The organism is Polaribacter gochangensis, from assembly GCF_046224025.1.
GTDB classification, from domain to species: Bacteria; Bacteroidota; Bacteroidia; order Flavobacteriales; family Flavobacteriaceae; genus Polaribacter; species Polaribacter gochangensis.
The window spans coordinates 849,957-873,747 of record NZ_JBJXRF010000001.1; the positions used below are offsets into that span (position 1 = coordinate 849,957).

At 32.7% G+C, this 23,791-nt stretch carries 18 protein-coding genes; 7 read left to right on the top strand and 11 right to left on the bottom strand.

Annotated features, from left to right (window positions below):
* Positions 1 to 12 precede the first annotated feature (12 nt).
* Positions 13 to 945: a bifunctional riboflavin kinase/FAD synthetase gene (locus tag ACEWL1_RS03955; RefSeq protein ID WP_409231983.1), complete on the bottom strand. Its 933-nt coding sequence runs from the start codon at positions 943 to 945 to the stop codon at positions 13 to 15.
* Positions 946 to 1,131: 186 nt separating this feature from the next.
* Between ACEWL1_RS03955 and ACEWL1_RS03960 the strand changes: the two genes are divergently transcribed.
* The gene (locus ACEWL1_RS03960; protein ID WP_409231984.1) at positions 1,132 to 3,981 is read left to right on the top strand and encodes a TonB-dependent receptor domain-containing protein; all 2,850 of its coding nucleotides are present in this window, start codon (positions 1,132 to 1,134) and stop codon (positions 3,979 to 3,981) included.
* Positions 3,982 to 4,111: 130 nt separating this feature from the next.
* Here ACEWL1_RS03960 and ACEWL1_RS03965 read toward each other — a convergent pair whose 3' ends face one another.
* The 5 genes from ACEWL1_RS03965 to ACEWL1_RS03985 all read right to left on the bottom strand — a co-directional run bounded on the left by ACEWL1_RS03965 (position 4,112) and on the right by ACEWL1_RS03985 (position 11,156).
* Positions 4,112 to 4,858 carry a succinate dehydrogenase/fumarate reductase iron-sulfur subunit gene (locus ACEWL1_RS03965; protein ID WP_409232261.1) on the bottom strand — a complete coding sequence of 249 codons (747 nt, stop codon included), beginning with the start codon at positions 4,856 to 4,858 and terminating at the stop codon, positions 4,112 to 4,114.
* Between the two features lie 10 nt (positions 4,859 to 4,868).
* Positions 4,869 to 6,884 (bottom strand): fumarate reductase/succinate dehydrogenase flavoprotein subunit, encoded by a 2,016-nt coding sequence (locus ACEWL1_RS03970; protein ID WP_409231985.1) that lies wholly within the window; start codon positions 6,882 to 6,884, stop codon positions 4,869 to 4,871.
* Positions 6,885 to 6,896: 12 nt separating this feature from the next.
* Positions 6,897 to 7,574 carry a succinate dehydrogenase cytochrome b subunit gene (locus tag ACEWL1_RS03975; protein WP_409231986.1) on the bottom strand — a complete coding sequence of 226 codons (678 nt, stop codon included), beginning with the start codon at positions 7,572 to 7,574 and terminating at the stop codon, positions 6,897 to 6,899.
* Positions 7,575 to 7,672: 98 nt separating this feature from the next.
* The gene (locus tag ACEWL1_RS03980; RefSeq protein ID WP_409231987.1) at positions 7,673 to 8,287 is read right to left on the bottom strand and encodes a DUF6973 domain-containing protein; all 615 of its coding nucleotides are present in this window, start codon (positions 8,285 to 8,287) and stop codon (positions 7,673 to 7,675) included.
* A gap of 49 nt (positions 8,288 to 8,336) precedes the next feature.
* The gene (locus ACEWL1_RS03985; protein ID WP_409231988.1) at positions 8,337 to 11,156 is read right to left on the bottom strand and encodes a VPS10 domain-containing protein; all 2,820 of its coding nucleotides are present in this window, start codon (positions 11,154 to 11,156) and stop codon (positions 8,337 to 8,339) included.
* Between the two features lie 171 nt (positions 11,157 to 11,327).
* Here ACEWL1_RS03985 and ACEWL1_RS03990 point away from each other — a divergent pair, with 171 nt between their 5' ends.
* A complete protein-coding gene (locus ACEWL1_RS03990; protein WP_409231989.1) occupies positions 11,328 to 12,605 on the top strand; it encodes a DEAD/DEAH box helicase in 1,278 nt (425 codons plus the stop codon).
* A 78-nt stretch (positions 12,606 to 12,683) separates the two neighbouring features.
* Here the strand turns inward: ACEWL1_RS03990 and ACEWL1_RS03995 are convergent, their stop codons facing one another.
* The gene (locus ACEWL1_RS03995) at positions 12,684 to 12,875 is read right to left on the bottom strand and encodes a cold-shock protein (RefSeq protein ID WP_188597820.1); all 192 of its coding nucleotides are present in this window, start codon (positions 12,873 to 12,875) and stop codon (positions 12,684 to 12,686) included.
* A gap of 241 nt (positions 12,876 to 13,116) precedes the next feature.
* Here ACEWL1_RS03995 and ACEWL1_RS04000 point away from each other — a divergent pair, with 241 nt between their 5' ends.
* Together ACEWL1_RS04000 and ACEWL1_RS04005 are read left to right on the top strand one after the other, a co-directional pair.
* A complete protein-coding gene (locus tag ACEWL1_RS04000; protein ID WP_409231990.1) occupies positions 13,117 to 14,409 on the top strand; it encodes an aminopeptidase P family protein in 1,293 nt (430 codons plus the stop codon).
* A 108-nt stretch (positions 14,410 to 14,517) separates the two neighbouring features.
* Entirely contained in the window at positions 14,518 to 15,084 is a 567-nt protein-coding gene (locus ACEWL1_RS04005) for a PepSY domain-containing protein (RefSeq protein WP_409231991.1), read from the top strand.
* Between the two features lie 34 nt (positions 15,085 to 15,118).
* Here ACEWL1_RS04005 and brnQ read toward each other — a convergent pair whose 3' ends face one another.
* Both brnQ and ACEWL1_RS04015 read right to left on the bottom strand, forming a co-directional pair.
* Positions 15,119 to 16,399 carry a branched-chain amino acid transport system II carrier protein gene (brnQ, locus tag ACEWL1_RS04010; RefSeq protein WP_409231992.1) on the bottom strand — a complete coding sequence of 427 codons (1,281 nt, stop codon included), beginning with the start codon at positions 16,397 to 16,399 and terminating at the stop codon, positions 15,119 to 15,121.
* Between the two features lies 1 nt (position 16,400).
* Positions 16,401 to 16,841: a hypothetical protein gene (locus ACEWL1_RS04015; RefSeq protein WP_409231993.1), complete on the bottom strand. Its 441-nt coding sequence runs from the start codon at positions 16,839 to 16,841 to the stop codon at positions 16,401 to 16,403.
* Between the two features lie 157 nt (positions 16,842 to 16,998).
* Here ACEWL1_RS04015 and ACEWL1_RS04020 point away from each other — a divergent pair, with 157 nt between their 5' ends.
* The 3 genes from ACEWL1_RS04020 (at position 16,999) to ACEWL1_RS04030 (ending at position 20,599) form a co-directional block, all read left to right on the top strand.
* Positions 16,999 to 17,784 carry an alpha/beta fold hydrolase gene (locus tag ACEWL1_RS04020; RefSeq protein WP_409231994.1) on the top strand — a complete coding sequence of 262 codons (786 nt, stop codon included), beginning with the start codon at positions 16,999 to 17,001 and terminating at the stop codon, positions 17,782 to 17,784.
* 166 nt (positions 17,785 to 17,950) lie between these two features.
* On the top strand, positions 17,951 to 19,078 hold the full coding sequence (locus tag ACEWL1_RS04025; protein ID WP_409231995.1) for a helix-turn-helix domain-containing protein: 1,128 nt from the start codon (positions 17,951 to 17,953) through the stop codon (positions 19,076 to 19,078).
* A gap of 93 nt (positions 19,079 to 19,171) precedes the next feature.
* Complete coding sequence (locus tag ACEWL1_RS04030) at positions 19,172 to 20,599, top strand: amidohydrolase family protein (RefSeq protein ID WP_409231996.1); 1,428 nt, start codon at positions 19,172 to 19,174, stop codon at positions 20,597 to 20,599.
* Positions 20,600 to 20,754: 155 nt separating this feature from the next.
* Here the strand turns inward: ACEWL1_RS04030 and thiL are convergent, their stop codons facing one another.
* On the bottom strand, positions 20,755 to 21,804 hold the full coding sequence (gene thiL / locus ACEWL1_RS04035) for a thiamine-phosphate kinase (RefSeq protein ID WP_409231997.1): 1,050 nt from the start codon (positions 21,802 to 21,804) through the stop codon (positions 20,755 to 20,757).
* A gap of 149 nt (positions 21,805 to 21,953) precedes the next feature.
* Entirely contained in the window at positions 21,954 to 23,582 is a 1,629-nt protein-coding gene (locus tag ACEWL1_RS04040; protein ID WP_409231998.1) for a M14 family metallopeptidase, read from the bottom strand.
* Positions 23,583 to 23,791 lie beyond the last annotated feature (209 nt).

A 23,791-nucleotide genomic window follows, 5' to 3' on the forward strand; every position in this document is an offset into this window, starting at 1 on the left:
TACCAATGCCTTTTAAAGAATGTTTTCAATGTAATTTAATGCTATTTCTCTGTCTTTTTTTATCTGTGAAATCAGTTTTTCTACAGAATCAAATTTTTCTTCATCTCTTAAAAAATACAAAACTTCTATGGTTAAGTTCTGACCATAAAGATCGTTGTTAAAGTCAAAAAAATGAATTTCAATGGTTTGGTGTTTTCCTTCTAAGGTTGGCCTAAAACCAATATTCATCATCCCAAAAACAATTGTGTTGTTAATTTTTGACTTTACAACGTACACACCTGTTTTAGGAATCAATTTATAAGCTTCTTTGATACTTAGATTGGCTGTTGGAAATCCAATTTTACCGCCTAATTGTTTGCCGTTTACCACAGTTCCGTTTAACATAAAGTGGTAACCCAAATATTTGTTAGCAGTTTTTATGTTTTTTTCGGATAATGCTTTTCTAATTTTGGTAGAGCTTACCGCAACGTCATTGATGTCTTGTGCCGGAATTTCTTCAACTTCAAAATTGTATAAATGGCTGTATTCTGTAAGTTGTTCTAAATTACCTTCTCTATTTTTTCCAAAATGATGATCGTAACCAATAATTAACTTTGAAGTATGCAATTGATTTACCAGTACTTTTCTCACAAAATCTAAGGCTGTTAATCTCGAAAACTCCATGCTAAATGGATGTATAATTAAATAATCCAATCCAGTTTTTGATAATAATTCTGCTCTTTCATCAATGGTATTTATCAATTCTATAGAAGCATTTTGTTGTAAAACCATACGAGGATGCGGAAAAAACGTCAATAAAACAGCTTTTTTACCTAACTGTTTTGCAGTTGTTACAACTTGCTCTATTATTTTTTGATGCCCTATATGAACTCCATCAAAAGTACCAATAGTTACAACTGTGCCTTCTGTGTGACGATAATTAGAAAGAGAATGGATAATTTCCAACTGATATAAGATTTGTGCAAAGTTACAACTTGCCTTTTTGTTTCAAAGAAAAATTTATAAGAAAACAAGACTGTAATATTAATATTTTGAAATAAAAAAAAGATAAATATTTAAATTTATGACTACTTCTTTAACTAATTCAAAAAAATTTGTACTTTGCAGAATAGATAACAAATATTTTACATTATGAAAAAACTATTACTTGTTGCGTTTGCAATGTTTACCAGCGTAATTATGTTTGCTCAGACAACAGTCTCAGGAACAGTTACAGACGCTGATGGCGAGCCTCTTCCGGGAGCCAATATTAAAGTGGAAAGGAAGTCGGTTGGTACTAATACCGATTTTGATGGAAAATTCACAATCACTGTAACGGATTTGCCGCCCTTTAATCTAGAAATCTCTATGCTAGGTTATAAAGCTCAGAAAGTTGCGATTACAAAGAACAATCAAGTGGTTTCAGTTTCTTTAATTGAAAACGCTACTTCTCTAGACGAAGTTGTAATCTCTGCTTCTCGTACTCCAGAACGTATTATGGAATCTCCTGTTACTGTTGAAAGAATGGATATTAGAGCAATAAGAAACACTTCTTCACCAACATTTTATGATGGTTTAGAGAATCTAAAAGGCGTTGATGTAAATTCAAATAGTTTAACATTTAAATCTGTTAATACACGTGGGTTTGCAACGTTTTCTAATGAGCGTTTTATGCAATTAGTAGACGGAATGGACAATTCATCTCCAGCATTAAACTTTGCTTTAGGAAATTTATTAGGAATGTCTGAATTAGACGTAAATACAGTTGAGTTATTGCCAGGTGCTTCTTCTGCACTTTATGGTGCAAATGCATTTAATGGTATTATGTTTATGACAAGTAAGTCACCTTTCGATAGCCAAGGAATTAGTTATGTATTAAAATCAGGAATGACCTCTCAAGATGCTGCCGGAACAAATGAATATGTAGACACAAGCATTAGAATGGCGTATGCATTTTCTGATTATTTTGCAGCAAAAGCAACTTTATCTTATTTAAAAGGTACTGAATGGTATGCTACAGATTATAGAGATGAAGTAAACCCAGCATCTACAAGTCACGCTGGTAATCCAGCTTATAACGGATTAAACGTTTATGGTGATGAAGTTGGAACGACTCTTAATTGGGATGAATTAGCTTCAGTTCCTGCAGGTACTTTAGGCTCATCAAGAGTAACAAGAACAGGATATACTGATAATGACTTAATGGACAATAGTGCTAAAAGTGTAAAGTTAGGAATCTCTTTAAACTATAGACCTTTAGGAAACGACCGTGTAGAGGTAATTTGGAATTCTAAATACGGAACAGGAAATACAATTTACCAAGGTCAAAACAGATACAATATCAAAAACTTCTATATGTCTCAACATAAATTAGAGGTAAAAGGGAAAAACTTTTTTGTAAGAGGTTACGTTACTCAAGAAGATGCAGGGGATTCTTATGATACTCGTTTTGCAGCGATTAATATCAATAGACAATGGAAAGGTGATACACAATGGTTTCAAGAATATGCAGGTGCATATTTAGGAGCTTTTGCAGGACTTGGAGTTCCAGGGATGAATCACGATGCAGCAAGAGCTTTTGCAGACAGAAACAGATTGATACCAGGTACACCTGGATATGAAGCAGCGAAAGCAAAAGTAACAGCAGACCCAGATTTAACAACAGGTTCTAAGTTTCAGGACAATACAAAGTTATACCATGCAGACGCAAACGTAAACTTAAGAGATTATATCGATTTTGCTGAAGTACAAGTTGGAGGATCTTTTAGAAAATATTCTTTAAATTCTCACGGAACAATTTTTACAGATTACGATGGACCAATCAACTATAATGAATATGGTGCTTATGTTCAGATTCAAGATAAATTTATGGACGACAGATTAAAAGTAACTGCTTCTGGAAGATATGACAAAGCACAAAACTTTAAAGGAAATGTTTCTCCAAGATTATCTTTAGCATATGCTGCTGGTGAAGACAAGAACCACAACTTTAGAGCTTCAGTTCAAACAGGTTTTAGAAACCCGACTACTCAAGATCAATATATTGGATTAGATGCCGGAGCAGGAATCTTAGTGGGTACTGCACCAGATAATATCGATAGATATGAATCATCACCATATGCATTAGGAATTAGCCCAGCTTTAGCAGGATATATTAATGCAGTTACAGGTGGAGCAAGCGGAATTGGTACTACAAAAGTATTAACAGGTAGAGCTGCTTATAGTAATTCTTGGACAGCAAGTTCTGTTGGGAAGTTTTCACAAACTAAAAACCCAGCAGACTTAAAAAAATCTAATGTAGATTTTGTGAAGCCAGAACATGTAACAGCTTTTGAAGTTGGATATAGAGGTATAATAGAAGGATTTACAATTGATTTAAATGCTTACTACAATAAATATAAAGACTTTATTGCAAGTGAAAATGTGGTTGCTCCATTATATGGTAGCGTTGGTTTAACAGACGCTGTTGATTTAGGACCAGCTACAGGAGGTCAACAGGGTATCACTCCAATTGCTTTAATTGCTTTAGGTAACGGAGATTATAAAGGTGTGGCTTTTGATACAAACTCTGATGCAGACATTACTTCTGCAGGAGCAGGAATTAGTGTTGGAACTAAAGTTTTCAACGGATTCGATCTAAGTTTTAATTATTCATTTGCTAAATTTAACGAAAGCGGTGCAAGCAACCCAGATTTTGAAGCAGGATTTAATACACCAGAGCACAAATTTAAAATGCAATTTGGGAAAACTGACTTACTTAAAAATTTAGGTTTTAATGTAAACTTTAGATGGCAAGATGCTTTCTTATGGCAATCTTCTTTCTATGATGGAACAATTGATGCTAGATCAGTAATTGATGCTCAAGTAAACTATAGAATGCCAAAATGGAAATCTACTTTAAAAGTAGGTGGAGCTAATTTAGGTGGTAAAGAATACTTTAGTGCACCAGGAGTTGGTGGAATTGGTTCTCAATACTATGTTTCTTGGACAATCAATCCATAATAAAATAATGTAAAATAGTAAAAGCCTTTTGAGAAATCAAAAGGCTTTTTTTAGTACTTAATTTAAATTTTCAACAATAAAAAAACCACTTAGATTTCTAAGTGGTTTTTTTTATAATTAGAATACTTAGTTATCCTTTTAAACTAGCGCTTAAATATTCTCTGTTCATACGAGCAATGTTTTCTAAAGAAATTCCTTTCGGACATTCAACTTCACATGCTCCAGTGTTTGTACAGTTACCAAACCCTTCAGCATCCATTTGAGCAACCATGTTTAAAACACGATCTGTAGCTTCAACTTGCCCTTGTGGTAACAATGCATATTGAGAAACTTTTGCTCCAACAAATAACATTGCAGAAGAGTTTTTACAAGTTGCAACACAAGCTCCACAACCAATACAGGCAGCAGCATCCATTGCTTCATCAGCATCGTGTTTAGAAATTGGAATTGCATTTGCATCTTGTGTGTTACCAGATGTGTTTACAGAAATAAATCCTCCAGCTTGTTGAATACGTTCAAAAGAAGTTCTATCAACCACTAAATCTTTTATTACAGGAAATGCTTTTGCTCTAAATGGTTCAATAGTAATTGTATCGCCATCTTTAAACATACGCATATGTAGTTGACAGGTTGTTACACCACGATCTGGACCATGAGCTTCTCCGTTTATATACATAGAGCACATTCCACAGATTCCTTCTCTACAATCGTGATCAAAAGCTACAGGCTCTTCGCCAGTGTTTATTAATTGTTCGTTCAATACATCCATCATTTCTAAGAATGACATGTGTTCTGAAATTTCAGTCACTTTGTATTCAACCATTTGCCCTTTATCTTTGGCGCTTTTCTGTCTCCAGATTTTTAATGTTAAATTCATCATGTCTTTCTTATTTATATGAACGTTGTTTTAATTCAATATCGTTAAACTCTAATTCTTCTTTATGCAATACTGCGTCTGCAGGTTCTCCTTTGTATTCCCAGGCAGCTACAAAAGCGTAGTCTTTATCGTTACGTTTTGCTTCACCTTCTTGTAACCCGTCAGATTCTACAGATTCTTCTCTAAAGTGACCTCCACAAGATTCTTCTCTCATTAAGGCATCTTTAGCAAACAATTCTCCTAATTCTAAGAAATCTGCAACTCTACCTGCTTTTTCTAATTCAGGATTCATTTCGTTTAATGCACCAGTTACCTTTACGTTTTTCCAGAAATCTTCACGCAAGGCTTTAATTTCTGCCATTGCTTCTGTCAACCCTTTTGCATTACGAGCCATTCCTACTTTATCCCACATAATTTTTCCTAATTTTTTGTGGTAATAATCTACAGAATGTTCTCCTTTATTGTTGATAAAGAAATCTAAACGATCTTTTACTTCTTTTTCAACTTCATCAAACTCTTTTGTGTCCGTCGGTATTTTTCCTGTTCTAATGTCATTGGCTAAATAATCTCCAATAGTATAAGGTAATACAAAGTATCCATCAGCTAAACCTTGCATTAAAGCAGAAGCTCCTAATCTATTTGCTCCGTGATCAGAGAAGTTTGCTTCTCCTATACAATACAATCCATCTACTGTGGTCATTAAATTATAATCAACCCAAACACCACCCATTGTGTAGTGTGTTGCAGGATAAATCATCATTGGCGTTTCGTATGGATTTTCATCAACGATTTTCTCATACATTTGGAATAAGTTTCCATATTTAGCTTCAACAATTCCTTTTCCTAAATCGTAGACTTCTTTTTCTGTAGGGTTAGAAATATGATGTAATTTAGCTTGTTCTCTTCCGTAACGCTCTATTGCCGATTTAAAATCTAAATACACAGCTTCACCAGTTGCATTTACTCCATAACCAGCATCACAACGCTCTTTGGCTGCTCTTGAAGCCACATCACGAGGTACTAAATTACCAAATGCTGGATAGCGTCTTTCTAAGTAATAATCTCTTTCTTCCTCAGACAAATCAGTTGGTTTTTTACGACCTTCTCTTATTGCCATCACATCTTCCATCTTTTTTGGAACCCAAATACGGCCATCATTTCTAAGCGATTCTGACATCAATGTTAATTTTGATTGATAATCTCCAGAACGCGGAATACATGTTGGGTGAATTTGTGTATAACAAGGGTTTGCAAAGAATGCTCCTTTTTTATGAATTTTCCATGCTGCTGTTGCATTAGAACCCATTGCGTTGGTTGATAAGAAATAGACATTTCCGTATCCACCAGATGCAATTACAACTGCATGTGCAGAATGCCGCTCAATTTCTCCGGTAATTAAATTACGAGCAATAATTCCACGTGCTTTTCCATCAATTTTTACGACATCTAACATTTCGTGACGATTGAACATTTCAATCTTTCCACGAGCAATTTGACGGTTCATTGCAGAATAAGCTCCTAATAATAATTGTTGTCCTGTTTGTCCTTTTGCATAAAAAGTTCTAGAAACTAAAACTCCACCAAAAGAACGGTTGTCTAACAAACCACCATAATCACGAGCAAAAGGAACTCCTTGTGCCACACATTGATCAATGATGTTTGCAGAAACTTCTGCCAAACGATACACGTTTGCTTCTCTTGAACGGTAATCTCCTCCTTTTACAGTATCGTAAAATAAGCGGTAAAAAGAATCGCCATCACCTTGGTAATTTTTTGCTGCATTAATTCCTCCTTGCGCTGCAATTGAATGCGCTCTTCGTGGAGAATCTTGATATGCAAATGCTTTTACATTGTACCCTAATTCTGCTAAAGTTGCAGAAGCAGATCCACCAGCTAAACCTGTACCAACCACAATAATATCAATATTACGTTTGTTGGCAGGGTTTACTAAATTTATTTTGTCTTTATAGGTGGTCCATTTATCTTTTAATGGGCCTTTTGGTATTTTTGAATCTAAAGTTGCCATACTGTTTTTGTATTAGTGATTGAAATGATGAAATAATGCAATAACAATAAACCCAAACGGAATTAAGATTGCATATAGTTTACCAAAAGTTTTCAATCCTTTAGTATATTTATTATTTGCTCCAACTGATTGGAAAGCTGAGTTAAATCCGTGTAAAAGGTGCAATGCTAAGAATACAAAAGCAACAACATAGGCTCCAACTCGTGCCGGATTTACAAATTTCTCTTGTAATTCGTGGAAGTATCGCAACTGTCCATCGTGTAGTCCAGACCAATCTCCTTGGATAAATTTGGTATTGATTTCTGGAAACCAAAAATCGATAAAGTGCAATACAATAAAAGCTAAAATTGCCAAACCAGACCAAATCATATTTCTACTCATCCAAGTAGAATTTGCTGCTCCGTTGTTTTTAGCATATTTAATTGTCCTGGCGCTGTTGTTTTTTATTTCCAATACAAAGCCCATTACAAAATGAAATACAACACCAAAAATTAAAACAGGCTGCATTACATATTGGATAAGACCGTTGGTTCCCATAAAGTGAGACAACTTATTAAAAGTTGCTCCGTTGTCTGGAAATATTGAAGTTACGTTTATTACAAAGTGTTGTAATAAGAAAAACATAAGAAAGAAAGCCGAAAGCGCCATGGCAAACTTTCTGGCAATCGAAGAATTTAAGATTCCGCTCATTTTTTGTTAGTTAAGAATTGGTACAAATTTACATCTATTGATAAGCTTAAGCAAACAACTTTTTTGTTTTCTGTAGTATTTAGAATTTGTTTAAATAGTTAATAGTTAGAATTTGTCAAACATTTATCGTTTTTCCATTTTCCTTTTAGTGCTTTTTTAGCAATTATTTCATCACCACAAGTTAAATAATTTTGGTTTTGATCTTTTTTAATCACTTTATAATTGCCAGCTAAAATGCCGTTTACAATTCTATAAATCAATCCATTTTTTGGGTAGGGAATTCCTTTTTCGGTATAAGTAACTCCAACAGCATTGTTAAATACATCCATTTCAGAAGAAATCTTATCTGGCGTTTCACCATCTTCTAATTGGTTTTTTTTGTATTGCTGATAATTGCTTTTTTCATGTGCTTTTCCGAGTGTTAACGCAGCATTTTTTCCAATTTCTTGGCGCAAACGCGCCATCCAATACGCATGACGAAAAGCATCTACTTGTCCGCCACTTTTATCGCCATCTAATAAAGGTGTTTTTGCAATTGAATCTGAAACTCTTTGTGTTTCTTCAGAAACCTTCAATGCTTTTTGAGCTTTAAAAGGATGAAAAACAACCCACGTTTTTTCAGCGCAAGATAGTTTCTTAAGCTGCTGCCAATTAGATTGAGAAAAACCTTGAAGACTTAATAGAAACCAATAAAAAATCAGTACTTTTTTCATAAGATAAAAGTACTGATTTATAGATTTAGTTACTGTAAAAGGAGAGTGTTTATTTCACCTCTAAAGTTTGTTCTTCGTTGTCAACTTTTACGGTATATTTTCCTTTAGGTAAATAGAAAACTCCGTTTGGCGCTTCTTTTAATTTTATTTTTTTGTTTGCTCTTTCAAAAGCTCTTTTTCCACTTTTAGAAAAAGAAACATCGTATTTAGATGTTGTAAAACCTCTATTTACATTTAGAGAAAAAGAATTTACCAACACATCGCCTGCATACACAGAAACTTTTGTTTTCTTAGCTGAATTTGAGAAAACAGAAATGTCTACTTCTGGAGTAAATGGTGTTCCCCATCTAGTACTTCCCCAACGAGATGAAGACCTAATAGTTTCTATTTCAAATAAATGAGTTGCTTTAGAGTTGTAAGAGTTAAAGCTTTGCAATTTTGAGATGTTTGCTCTATAGATACTTCTTCCGTGCGTACCAACAACCAAATCTTTATCTCTTTTTTGTATTACTAAATCATGAACAGCAACATTTGGAAATCCGTTACTAAATGGATGCCAAGCACCTCCGTTATCAAAAGTAACATACAATCCGTTATCTGTTCCTAAGTATAAAATATGTTCATTTTCTGGATCTTCTTTAATTACGTTTACCGGAGAAGTAGGAATGTTATTTCCAATATTTTTCCATGTTACGCCATAATCATCAGACATGTAAACATACGAAGTAAAATCATCCCAACGATATCCATTTAACGTAACATACACACGTTCTTTTTTATGTGCTGATGCAATCACTCTAGAAACCCATAAGTTTTTTGGAAATGAACCTGAAATATTTTGCCAAGAATTTCCACCATCTTTTGTTAGGTTTACATGACCATCATCAGAACCCACGTAAATCATACCAAATTTAAAAGGACTTTCGCTAATTGTTGTTAGCGTACCGTACGCTACATTTCCTTTTTTCTCTCCAGAAGTTAAATCATCTGAAATAGTACTCCAATCGTTTCCTTGATTTAAAGAACGATGTAATTTATTACTTCCAAAATACACAATATCTTGATTGTGCGGCGATAATAAAATTGGTGTTTGCCAGTTAAAACGGAAAGTTTCTCCTTTTACTTTACTTTTTGGGGTGATGTATGTACGTGTTCCTTTTCCTAGATCTAAACGGAAATAACTTCCAAATTGAGAACCTGTATACACAATATTGTGGTCTCTACTATCAACCTGAACTTGCATTCCGTCTCCTCCCATAATGGATTTATGTGGATTTTGACCAGAACCTTCCCATCTTTTGTCTATTCTAGCATTATTTGGTCCGTACCAAACACCATTGTCTTGAAGTCCGCCATACACATTATATGGTTTTTCGTTATCCACGAAGATCGAGTAATATTGACCAACTGGTGCATAATTTAATTTGCTCCAACTTTCTCCATCATCATAACTCATATTAACTCCACCATCATTTCCATTAATTAAATGTCCAGAACGTTTAGGGTTTATCCAAAAAGCTTGATGATCTGAATGTACATTTTCTTTTCCGATTGATGTAAATGTTTGTCCGGCATCTTTAGATTTGTGTAAAGTAATTCCTAAAATATATATGGCATTTTTATCTTGAGGATCTACTCTAATTTCTCCGAAATAATATCCGTAAGAAGAATACAAACTCAATTTTTCTTTATTTTTCTTTTTCCAAGATTTACCACCGTTTGTGGTCATAAAAACTTCTGCACCAGTAACTGCTGCAGCGGTAACGGCTTGAGTACTTTGTAAAAAAGCAGGAACTTCTCCTGGTGATAAAGCACTAGATTGCACAAAGTTTTTAATGTTTAAAGCTCTGTATTTTTCATGAAAACCAAGAGATTTTAAATAGGTGTCAATTTCTTTATTATCTAGTTTTACAAATTCTTCTGAAGTAATGTTTTGAAATATTTGACTGTTAAAAGCAACCGCTGTCGGACTGTTTTTCCCTTTCGTTTCTTTAAACTCAAATTGACTGTCGTGAAGTGCGTACACGGTGTTTTCGTCATAAACAGCTAAACCAATTCTACCAACTCCACTTCCAGTTGGGAAACCATTTCCAGAAATGTTTTTCCAGTTTTCTCCACCATCAACACTTTTGTAAATAGCAGAATTAGAACCGCTTCCAACAAAGTTCCAAGCTTTTCTATCACGCTCCCAAGAAGCAGCATATAAAACATTAAAATTATTTGGTGCAGGTTCTATATCAATAAAACCAGTATTTTCATCAATGTATAATTTTTTACTCCACGTTTTACCGCCATCAATTGTTTTAAAAATACCTCTTTCTGTATTTGAAGAATATAAATGACCAATTACAGCAATTAAAACTTCGTTTGAATTGTTTGGATTGATGATAATTCTACTAACGTGATGCGAATCTGTTAGTCCAACATTTTCCCATGTTTTTCCGTTATCGGTAGACTTTAAAACTCCAATTCCTGCATACGAAGATCTTGATGAATTTTTTTCTCCAGTTCCAACCCAGATTGTATTACTTTTCCAATCTACAGCAATATCTCCAATATTTTGAGTTTGAGAAGTATCCATTATTGGTGTAAACGTAATTCCGTTATTTTTTGTGTGCCATAAACCTCCAGAAGCATATCCAACATAAAACTCTGTTGGGTCGTTTGGGTTTACATCTAAATCGGCAACACGACCACTCATAACAGTAGGGCCAATGTTAGTAAATTTGATGTTTTTTACAATAGAATTTTTAGTTAAAGCGTCTTTTTGATTTAAAGCTTTTTCTATCTGATTAGCAGATGTTGTTTGCTGAGCATTTATTGATGATACAATAAGCAAAGCTGCAAAAAAAGTAGTTATTTTTTTCATGATTAGTTATTTGGTGGCTCAAGTTAGTATTTGTAAAAGAGATTACAAAAATTCTGAGGAGGCAATTCTTAGTTTTAACAAAATGTTATCATATCCAATAGAAATCAACGTATCTTTGCATAAATTCTTAAATGACAATTTCTCTTAGACGTCATTTTATAAAACACATGTATGTCATTTCAATCATTAGGATTAAACAACGCTTTGTTAAAAGCTGTTGAAAAACAAGGGTATAAAACTCCATCACCAATTCAAGAAAAAGCAATTCCTTTAATTTTAGAAGGTAAAGATGTGTTGGCATCTGCACAAACAGGAACAGGAAAAACAGCGGGATTTACCTTGCCAATGTTGCAAATTTTAGACGCCACAAGAAGTGATAAATTTAGACCAATTAGAGCGTTAGTATTAACGCCAACAAGAGAATTGGCTGCTCAGGTGTATGATAATGTTAGAGATTATGGAGCGTATTTAAACATGAAATCTACTGTTGTTTTTGGAGGTGTAAAAGCAAAAGCTCAAATAGCAACAATTAGACAAGGAGTAGATGTTTTGGTGGCAACACCAGGAAGGTTACTTGATTTAGAAAACCAGAATGCATTGTCTTTAAAAAGAGTAGAAATTTTAGTGCTGGATGAAGCCGACCGAATGTTAGACATGGGTTTTTTAAGAGATATCAAAAAAATTATGAGTTTGATGCCAGCTAAGCGTCAAAATTTATTGTTTTCTGCAACATTTTCTAAAGAAATAAAAGCGTTAGCAGCTGGAATTCTTCACAATCCTGTTTTGGTAGAAGCAACACCACAAAATTCTACTGCAGAAAAGGTAGATCAAAAAATATATCGTGTAGATAAAGGGCAAAAAACAGCATTAATTACAAAGTTAATTTCTGACGGAAATTGGAAACAAGTGCTGGTTTTTACAAGAACAAAACATGGAGCAAATAAGCTTACCAAAAAATTAGTTGCAAGTAAAATTTCTGCTGCCGCAATTCACGGAAATAAAAGTCAAGGCGCTAGAACAAAAGCCTTGGCACAATTTAAAACAAATGATATAAGAGTTTTAGTAGCAACCGATATTGCTGCTCGTGGTTTAGACATACCGTTATTGCCACATGTTATTAATTTCGAATTGCCAAATGTTCCTGAAGATTATATTCATAGAATTGGAAGAACAGGAAGAGCTGGAGCCAAAGGAGAAGCGTTGTCTTTAGTGTGTATTGAAGAAATGGAATACGTAAGGCAAATAGAAAAATTATTAGGACAAAAACTAGAATCTGAAGTTATTGAGGGTTTTGAGCCAAATAATACTACAGAACCTGGTAAACCAACTTCTAATAAACCAAAGAAGAAAAATCACACTCCAAGAAATAATTCAAAAAAGCCTGTAAATAACAATAGAAAAAGAAATGATAATCGTTCTTCAAGAAGAGATAGTAGTAAAAGAAGATAATTTCAAACAACTTTATACAATCAAAAACGCCTATCAAATTAATTGATAGGCGTTTTATAATAAAAAAAAGTTTATATCTTAGATAACTTTTACGTTAACTGCGTTCATTCCTTTTCTACCTTCTTGTAAGTCAAATTCTACGTCATCACCTTCTCTAATCTCATCGATTAATCCAGAAATGTGTACAAAATGTTCTTTGTTTGTGTCTTCTTCAGTGATGAATCCAAATCCTTTAGACTCATTGAAAAATTTTACTGTACCTTTACTCATTGTAATAATAATTAAAATAATATTAGCTGCAAAGATACTATATATAAATAATATATCGCTTCTTTTTTATTTTATTTTTTTCAAAAGCAACTTTTTTGATTTTTGATAACCAGTTGAAAATCAAATCTTCTTGAAGATTTAGTATTCGTTTTATAGTAAAACTGTACTGGAGTTTTTAATAATACAAAGAAATCTTCTTTGTATAAATTACTACATTTGTCTCTCTAAAACACTTTCACACATGAAATATCATTTAATAGATAATCAACTTTATATAAAAAATAGAGCAAAATTTACCGCTCAAATGAAACCCAAATCGATAGCGGTATTCAATTCAAACGATATCTTTACAACAGGGGCAGATAGTACTTTGCCTTTTCATCAGCATAGAGATATTTTTTATTTAAGCGGTGTAGATCAAGAAGAAAGTATATTGTTGTTATTTCCAGATGCATTAGATAAGAAACACAAAGAGGTTTTATTTGTAACAGAAACAAATAATCATATTGCAATTTGGGAAGGAGCAAAATTAAACAAAGAACAAGCAACTGAAACTTCTGGTGTACAAACGGTGTATTGGTTAAGCGATTTTGATAAAGTATTTTTTGATTTAATGACCGAAGCAGAAACAATTTACTTCAATACAAACGAACATTACCGTCAGTCAGTAGCGTTAGAAAGTAGAGAAGATCGATTTATAAAAAGCGTTAAAGATAAATTTCCGGCGCATAATTGGGCAAAGAGTTTTCCAATTTTACAAAGCATTAGAGGTGTAAAAGAACCACAAGAATTAGAATTGTTACAAACTGCATGTAATATCACCGAAAAAGGATTTAGAAGAATTTTAGGATTTGTAAAACCAGGTGTAATGGAGTATGAGATTGAAGCGGAATTTATGCATGAATTTTTGAGAAATCGGTCTAAAGGATTTGCATATACACCCATAATTGGCTCTGGTTACAATGCTTGTGTATTGCATTATATAGAAAACAATCAGCAATGTAAAGATGGCGATATGCTATTGATGGATGTTGGCGCCGAATATGCAAATTATTCTTCTGATATGTCTAGGGCAATTCCGGTTTCTGGAAGATTTACAGACCGACAAAAAGCTGTTTACAATGCGGTTAATCATGTAAAAGAAGAGGCAACAAAAATGCTTGTTCCTGGAACAATTTGGGCAGAATATCACAAAGAAGTTGGTAAAATTATGACTTCAGAATTGTTAAGTTTAGGATTAATTGACAAAGCTGATGTGCAAAATGAAGATGTAAATTGGCCAGCGTATAAAAAGTATTTTATGCACGGAACATCACATCATATGGGATTGGATACACACGATTATGGTGAATTAAAAAAGCCAATGAAAGCTAACATGGTTTTTACAGTTGAACCTGGAATTTACATTCCTGAAGAAAATATGGGAATTCGTTTAGAAGATGATGTTGTGATTCAAGAAAAAGGAGAACCATTTAATTTGATGCAAAATATCCCGATTTTAGCCGAAGAAATTGAAGATTTAATGAATCAATAGCAAAACATAAAATAATGTTAAAAGCGAGTGAAAACTCGCTTTTTTAATGTCTAAAAATATTGAAATTCGATTAAAAGCAATATTTTCGCTTACTTCTGATAAAGCCTCATGAGTAAAAAAGAGAATAAGAAAAAACAAGCCAAAGTTTTACGAACCTTTAGAAAAGTGCATCGAATAACTGGAGCAACGTTGTTTATTTTCTTTTTTGTGGTTTCTATTAGTGCTTTACTTCTTGGATGGAAAAAAAACAGTTTTGATTATTTACTTTCAGAAACCTACGAAGGCAGTTCTACAGAGTTAAAAAACTGGTTGCCAATAGATAGTTTACACACCAAAGCGAATTTCTATTTTAAAGAACACATTTCTTTAGAAGTAGAACCTGTTGTTGATAGAATTGATATTAGAAAAGAAAAAGGAACTGCAAAATTTATTTTTGAAAACTATTACGGAATTCAAGTAGATGGAGCAACAGGAGATTTATTGCATGTAGAAAGACGACGATCTGATTTTATAGAAGGCATACACGATGGTTCTGCATTAGATATCTATTTTAATACTTCTGGAGATCCTATAAAATTGATTTATACAACAGTAATGAGTTTGGCTTTGTTGTTATTTACCATTACTGGATTTTGGTTATGGTTAGGTCCAATAAGAATGCGAAAAGGAAGATAAAAACACTCTAATAGTCAATATTTTAAAAACCCAATTACGCAGTTTTTGTTGTGAAATTTTTAAAAATATTCACCACTATAAATATAAGAACTGCAGGTAAAACCCAACCCAAACTGTGTTCAGATAAAGGAATGTAACTTTGAATTCCTGTAAGTTTTTCTGGGTTGATAATAAACTTTAAAAAATCTGGAATGCTAAACAAAAAGGTAACTCCAACTACAGTTTTAAAAACAGTTGGAGAAGCTAATTTTTCTGGTAGCACATTTAGTAAAATTAAAATGATGGTTATTGGGTAAATAAACATTAATACTGGGAGCGCAATAACTATAATATAATGCACATCAAACTGGCCAATTAAAACTCCCAATCCACAACCAATAATTGCCGTTATTCTATATGCTTTTTGTGAGTTGTTAAACAGTCCTTTAATATAATCTGAAGTTCCGGTTACAATTCCAACTCCAGTAGTAAAACAAGCCAAAGCGACTAAAACACTTAAAAAAGCAGTACCGATATTTCCTAAAGTTTGTGTACTTATACTCGTTAAGATTTCTGTTCTTGTTGCATTTTCTGCAAAAGAACTACTAAAGTAAACTCCGTTATAAATTAAGCCAGTATAAATAATTAGTAAGCCAATTCCGGCTACAATTCCAGCTTTAGAAATCAGTTCTTTTTTTACTTCAAAAGAAGTTCCTTTTTTAAAGTTCATAGAAATTACTAGAACACCACCAACTACAATTGCTCCAATAGCATCAAAAGTTTGATAACCTTCTAATAAACCACTGACAAATGGAGTTTTAAAACTTGTTGGATTTATAACATCTGGACTTGTTGTAATTCCGACAAAAATAACAGCTAATAAAATGATGATGATAAATGGAGTTAAGAATTTTCCGATGAGGTTTAAAATTTTAGAACGATTCATTACAAACACAAAAACCAACGCAAAATAAATAGTGCTTGTTAGTAAAGATGAAGTTCCAAAAAACGGAGCAATTGCCATTTCGTGTGTTACAGAAGCAGTTCTTGGTGCTGGTAGCGTAATAGAAATTGCGTAAACAATTAAACAGTAAACCAAACTAAATGTTGGCGACACTTTTTTGCCAAAATCGAACATGGTTCCTTGTAAACGTGCGTGTGCTATAATTCCGAAAATCGGAATAATAACTGCTGTAACAAAAAAACCAAGTGTTACTAAGCTCCAACTTTCGCCAGATTGAACGCCTAAAAAAGGAGGAAGAATTAAATTTCCAGCGCCAAAAAACATCGAGAATAAGGCAAATCCAACGATTAAAATTTCTTTTGTTTTATTCAACTTAAGAAGATTTCTTGAAAAGTAATAAAGCGGTATTTGAAATAAGGTATAGCAAAGAAATGCCAATCAACATAAATTTCGAAATAGCAAAAAAGTAAGCAACAGAAGCCCAATATTCTTTATAGCTTCCAATTAATAGTTTTATCAATGCTACATTCTCTATTGCATCAAAAATAGCTGTAATAAACATAGACCAAATTAAAAGCTCCCCAATTCTATAAAAAGCTTTTCCAGTCCATAGACGCTCGTTTATTTTGTGAATTAAAAGTGAAATAAACAATGTGTAAATTAGTAAGAAAAGAAAATCATAGCCTAAGTTTAAACCTGCAAATGTTTTTGCTAACGGAGACCATGAGTTGATAATTTCGACAGATTTATCAAGACTTCCGGCCAATTCAAAGGAGAAAATTCCGTAAGGAGCAGCTGCATTATCTAAATACATATTAAAATATCTTAAAACAACAGCGCTTATTATGAAAAGGTAAAAGAGACTAAACGTTAGTTTCTTTTCAGCTTTTAATGTAATATTTCTAAAGGGAGATGTAAACATTTTAAAACTTAATTTAAATAACCTCAATAAAGATACATATTTTTGTTCAATGCAAAATAATATCTACTATAAAAACACGAAAATTTCTTTTTCATCAATAGGAAAAGGTGCTGCAATAGTGCTTTTGCATGGTTTTTTAGAGAATTCTACAATGTGGAATTCTGTTGCCAAAGAACTCTCTAAACAAAATAAAGTTATTTGTATCGATTTATTAGGTCATGGCAACACAGAATGTATGGGTTATGTTCATTCTATGGAATTGATGGCAGAAGCGGTTGAAGCTGTTTTAAAACATTTGAGAATTCGTAAATCAATTTTAATTGGACATTCTATGGGCGGATATGTTGCGTTGGCATTTGCAGAAAAAAATCTACAGAAAGTAAAAGGTTTGTGTTTGATGAATTCTACTTCTTTGGCTGATGATAACGAAAGAAAAACGTTAAGAACAAGAGCAAATAAGTTAGTGCAGAAGCACTTTAAAAACATGGTGCAAATGTCTTTTACCAATTTGTTTAGTGAAGAAAGTAGAAATACCTATAAATATGAATTAAAGATAGCTTTGAAGGAGGCAGTACAAACAACGCTTCAAGGGTATATTGCCTGCCAAGAAGGGATGAAGATAAGACCAAATAGAGAACCTGTTTTACAAGAATTACCTTGTAAAAAGCTCTTAATTATTGGAAAAAAGGACCCGGTGTTAGACTTTGAAACATCTATAAAAGAAGCTAAAAACAACCATTTAGAAACGGTTATTTTTAATGACGGCCATATGAGTCATATTGAAAATAAAGTTGAGCTGATTGATGCCTTAAAACAATTTGTAAAAAGCTGCTAAACTTGACTTACTTTAAAAATTTAGCTAACTTCGTTTAACTTCTGATATAAAACATTTATGCTGAACTTGTTTCAGTATTAAATCGTTCGATAGTATATTAGTTAGGCACAATTTACAGCGATTCAACAAAACTCATATATTTTAATCTAAATACTAATTTATTATATTGGAACTAATTATTGATTTTATCTTAATTGTAGGTATTGTTTTAAACATAATTATACTTTTAAAATTATTTAAAACAAATAACACTCAATTACCAAAGAAAATACTAATTGTATTTTGGTTTTTTATTCTCTTTACCATAATTCATTTTTATGGCTTGCTTCACAATTTAAAGTTTCTATTAACACCAACTTTTATACTAGAAAATGGCTCAAGATTTTTATTAGCTGTACTGATATACCTATACGTAAAATCACTTTTTGAAAGCGAAAATAATTTTATAACAAAACATTCTGCACATTTCATACCTTTTATTCTTTACCTACTTTTTTATATTATACCTTCTTCCATAAACGATGCAACTGATAAAAGTATATTTCCATACCTACAAATAATAAATAAGCATATAAATCTAGCTTTGATAAAAGACAGTTATGGAATTCTTTACTTATTAATGTCATTAAATATTTTCTATAAATATGAACCAAGATTGAAACAGTTTTTTTCAACTTTTAGGGAGCAGGATTTTGTATGGATTAAGAAATTTATAATTTTATTCTTGATAGCTTTGAGTATTGATTTAATTATAACATTTTCTGAAATATTTTTTGTTTATAATGTAGAATGGGATGCTTATATTACAGTTTTTTTTGTCATTACGGCTATGGGATATTTAGGATATTTCGGACTAACCCAAACAACTATATTTTTGACTGAAATTACTTCTGATGATACTCTACTGTCTAAAATTAACAACACTCAAAGAATAATTAAACCAGAAGAGGTGATGGTGTTAAAATCTAATTTGAACAAACTTTTCAAGAAAGAAAAAGTTCATCTAAGAAAGGACTTAACCTTGAATGATTTATCTCAAGAAATGCAAATTAGTAGCAGAAAATTGTCAGCCCTTTTAAATGATGTTTTAAAGACAAACTTTTATGATAAAGTGAATTACCATCGTGTTGAAGAAGCAAAAAACATGCTAGTAACAGACAAAGTACTTCAATATACAATTACTGCCATAGGTGAATTATGTGGGTTTAACTCAAAAAGCAGTTTTTATCGTGTTTTTAAAAATTCAACAGGCTATTCACCTTCAGAATACATAAATAGTTTTAATAATAAATAGTCTTATTGCGTGCATTGAGACTTATACAATTGAGGGTTAATGTAACGTTAGATTGATATTTGTGTCTTGTAAATACAAACAAAAAATATAATCATGAAAAAATTTCAACTATTAGTATTAATTTTAATTTTTACTTCTTGCAGCGAAAAAAGACCTACAAAAAAGAGACAACAATCATCTCAACAAGAAACTGTTTATGCCATCAAAAATGTGAATATCATTTCTATGACAAAGGAAAATGAACTCATAAAAAATGCTACGATAGTTCTCAAAGACAAGAAAATAGAAACAATCAACAAGCCAATTCCCAATAACGCAACAATCATTGACGGAAAAGGAAAATGGCTAATACCAGGTCTAATTGATATGCATGTTCATAATCTAGCAGATGGCCCATATAAATCCTATCCTACAAGAGGTCCAGCAATACATTTTGATACACAAAATTTTATGACACTTTACATAGCAAATGGTGTTACTACAGTATTTGAATTAAGTGCAAGAGCAGAACATATTGGGCAACGAAACGAAATAATAAGAGGCGATGTAATAGGTCCAAGAATCGCTTTAGCCGCATTAATTGATGGAAACAATGCAAATATGTCTGCAAAAACACCTTCTGAAGGAAGACAAACTGTTAGAATTGCAAAAGGTGAAGGCTATGAGTTTATAAAAGTATATTCTCAATTAAATATTGAAACCTATAAAGCGATCATTGATGAGGCAAATAAACAGGGAATGAAAGTTGTTGGACACATTCCTAATGCATTTGAGGGAAAGACTGCCAATGATTTTTTTGTTCCTCACTTTGGATTAATCGCTCACGCAGAAGAATTATCAAAACAAGCTGAAGACTTCAGCTTACAAAAAGCACAAGAGTTTGCGCGTTTAGCAAAAGAAAATGGTACTTGGTTAATTCCTAATTTATCTAATCTTGTTTATATAGCAAAACAAGCACGTTCTCTTGATAGTGTCCGAAACCTTAAAAGTTTTAAATTTGTCCATCCACTGATGCAGAGTAAATGGATTGTATCCAATCAATACAACCAAGGCACAAATGCCAAACGTATTGCTTACTTCGATAAACTCGTTGACTTTCATCTTAAGATTGTTAAGGCTTTTAAAAAAGAAGGCGTTCCAATGGTTGCAGGAACAGATGCAGGAACTTCAGGAATTGTATGGGGATTTTCACTTCACGACGAATTGAAGTTATTAGTAGAAGCTGGATTGACTAATGAAGAGGCATTGGCTTCTGCAACAAGATTAGGAGCTGAATGGCTTGAAATCGGCGATAAATTAGGGACAATAGAAATAGGAAAGTTTGCAGATTTGATTTTGTTAGATGAAAACCCTTTAGATGACATTAATAATACTCGTAAAATTGCAGGTGTCTTTGTAAATGGCAAATGGATTGAAAAAAACAAAATTGACGAGATGCTTTCTGATGTTGAGGAATGGAATAATACAAATAAAGGAAAGTATAACTGGAAAGAAATAGTAAAGAAAATAAGAGGTAAATAAATAAAAAACGTGCCCAACACCATATAAAAATAATGCTTAGTTTAGTACTTAATTAAGATTCCGTGCGGTTTTGTTACTTCTGATTTTCTGCAGGAAAATCCTCGCACACAAAACCGCACTATTCTTATATAGCAATGTTAATCAAAAGTGTGCTTCTACTCTTCCTTTAAGGCATTCCAACCTTGCGCTTTTAATTCCATTTCTTGGTTTGCGCGTGTTACTAAATTCATTCCTTGCTTTTCTTCGGTAATATGACCAATAATAGAAAAATTAGGATTTCCTTTTATCTTATCAAAATCAGCAATAGGAACTGTAAATAACAATTCATAATCTTCGCCGCCACTTAAAGCAATCATTGTAGAATCCATGTTAAATTCTTCGCAAGTAGAAATTACTTGCGGATCTAATGGAAATTTATCTTCATACAATTTACACCCAACTTTAGATTGCGAGCAAATGTGCATAATTTCTGATGATAATCCGTCAGAAATATCAATCATAGAAGTTGGTTTTACCTCCAATTCTTTTAACAATCCAGCAACATCTTTACGTGCTTCTGGTTTTAATTGACGTTCAATTAAATACGTGTAATTATCTAAATCTGGTTGATTGTTTGGGTCAACTTTAAAAACTTGTTTTTCTCTTTCTAGAACTTGTAATCCTAAATAAGCAGCGCCTAAATCTCCAGAAACTACAATTAAATCGGTTTCTTTTGCGCCATTTCTATACACAACATCTTCTTTATTTGCTTTGCCAATTGCAGTAATTGAAATCAACATTCCAGTTGTTGATGAAGTGGTATCGCCACCAATTAAATCTACGTTATATGTTTCGCAAGCCAATTGAACTCCCGCATACAATTCTTCAATTGCTTCTAGCGGAAAACGATTAGAAACTGCAATTGAAACTGTAATTTGTTCTGCGGTTCCGTTCATTGCATAAACATCCGATAAATTAACCATTACCGCCTTGTAACCTAAGTGTTTTAACGGCATATAACTCAAATCAAAATGCACACCTTCAATTAACAAGTCGGTTGTAATTAAAGTTTGCTTTTCTGATGCATCTAAAACCGCAGCATCATCTCCAACAGCTTTTACTGTTGATGCATGCTTGGTGTTGAAATGCTTTGTTAAATGGTGTATCAATCCGAATTCTCCTAATTCAGAAAGTGAGGTTTTATCTTGGTTTTTATCTTCAATCATGCCGCAAAGATACAGCAATTCTATTTGTTTTTAAAGCATGAAAAGATGTTTTAATCTTCTGTCTGTTAGAGCGGAGTCGAAACCTAATTTATATAATAATCGAGTAACTTATAGTTCTCGACTCCGCTCTAACAGACATAGTTTTTGGTTTATCTAACCGAATAATATTTAAAAACTGGATATGCAACCGTTTTTGTTTCTACACCCTGTTCTTTTAAATAATCATCAAAGAAATTCCATGAGACTAAGCCGTCATCAGATTGTGGCTCTAGCATGTAAAAAGCTAAGTTGGTTAAAGGTTGCGCCATGTCAATCCAAAAATCACCTTTTCTAAAAGTTTGTGTTTTTGCTACATATTTTCCTTCTACAGTTGCCATATTGTGTCCTTCAAATTTACGTCTAGCATTGTTTAATTTATCAACCATAAATACTTCTCCTATTGCTCTTTTACGACTTTTTAATTCGGTAACTTTTATGCCTTGTTTTCTTAGATGTTTAACAATTGATATCATAGATTTTGGTAAAAAATAACCTCTAGGTAATTTTGTATTAACTGTTGCATCAAATTTTGATAAGTTGGTCACATTTGGCACATCAATAATTTTTCCGGAACGCAAATACCCTTTCTTTCCGTCTTTTTTAACATACGGAATGTAATCGTAGGTTCTGTAATTTTCTATTTTTTCATCCAAAGCAACCATTTTAAAACGGACACCTTTTTCAACTTTTCCAGCGTTATCAATTACATTTTGAATGGCGTCTTTTTCTGCTTTCGCATTAATTGCTGCCATTTTTTTACCATACTTATTTGTAAATTCTAAGATTTCTGCAACAAAACCATAGGTTCCGTTCATTCGTTCATACAAACGATCGTGTGCAAAAGCTTCACTTAAAATTCCGACTTTATTTCGCAAGCCCATTTGGTTTACAATATATCTTGGGTGATGATTGTACGTATAAATTGAAGTTGGTGGCCAGCCTTGTCTGGTAGAATAATATCCGTAAGGACCAATTTTAACCTTGTAGTTTTTGTCAATATTTTTAGTTACTTCAGGTAAAAGTTGGTTCCAAGTAAAATCATACGGAGCTTTTTCGCCAGCATAATGATAACTTGGTGCGTAGGTAATTCCGTAACCATGCCAAGTTCCGTTTGTGGTGTGTAAATCTACCAACATTTCTGGATCCCATTTTAAGATTACATTTTGAATTAATCCTGCGGTTTCAAACGCTTCCATTTTAATTCCGTCTCTATTCAAATCCAATCCTTGACTGTTAGCTCTAATTCCAACTTCAACCGGACTGTCTTCTTGAGAAGGTCTTCTTCCTTGTTTCATTTTGTCGTTAGAATCTGTATTGTAAATCGGTGCAAAAATTAAAATTTGGTTGTCTAATAAATGCTTTTTATCGCCTAATAAAATATCGCGCATAATCTGCTGCACAATTTCTTTACCTTCTACTTCTCCAGAATGAATATTTCCTTGAATGTATAAAACAGGTTTTCCTGAAGCTTTTGCTTCAGCAGGTGTTGTAATTTTTGGATTTGCCAGAATTACCATGGGAATCTTTTTTCCTTCTTTACTGGTTCCCATATATTCTACATGCAATAAATCTGACTCTTTTTGCAATGCAGCAATAAAAGACATCACTTCTGCATAAGTAGAAGTTTTTTGGTAATTAGTCTTTACAGGAACAGTAATTAAATCTTCTGGCCATGCTTTTTGTTGTGCGGTAATTTGAGTTGCTATTAAAAATACGATTGCAGTAAAAATGCGTTTCATTTGGTTTGTTTTAGTGACGGAATAAAAGTAAGTTTAATTCCTTGTTTACAAAGTTTATAGCGTTTTTTTAACAGTTCATTAACAAAAGAATGTTTTCTTAAATCAACTTTAGAAGTAGGTATTAATTTTACCAATCAAACAATCAGTTTTATTCATGTTAAAAGGCTTTGAAAATCAGATTTTGTAGTTATATTTGCACCTAATTTGGA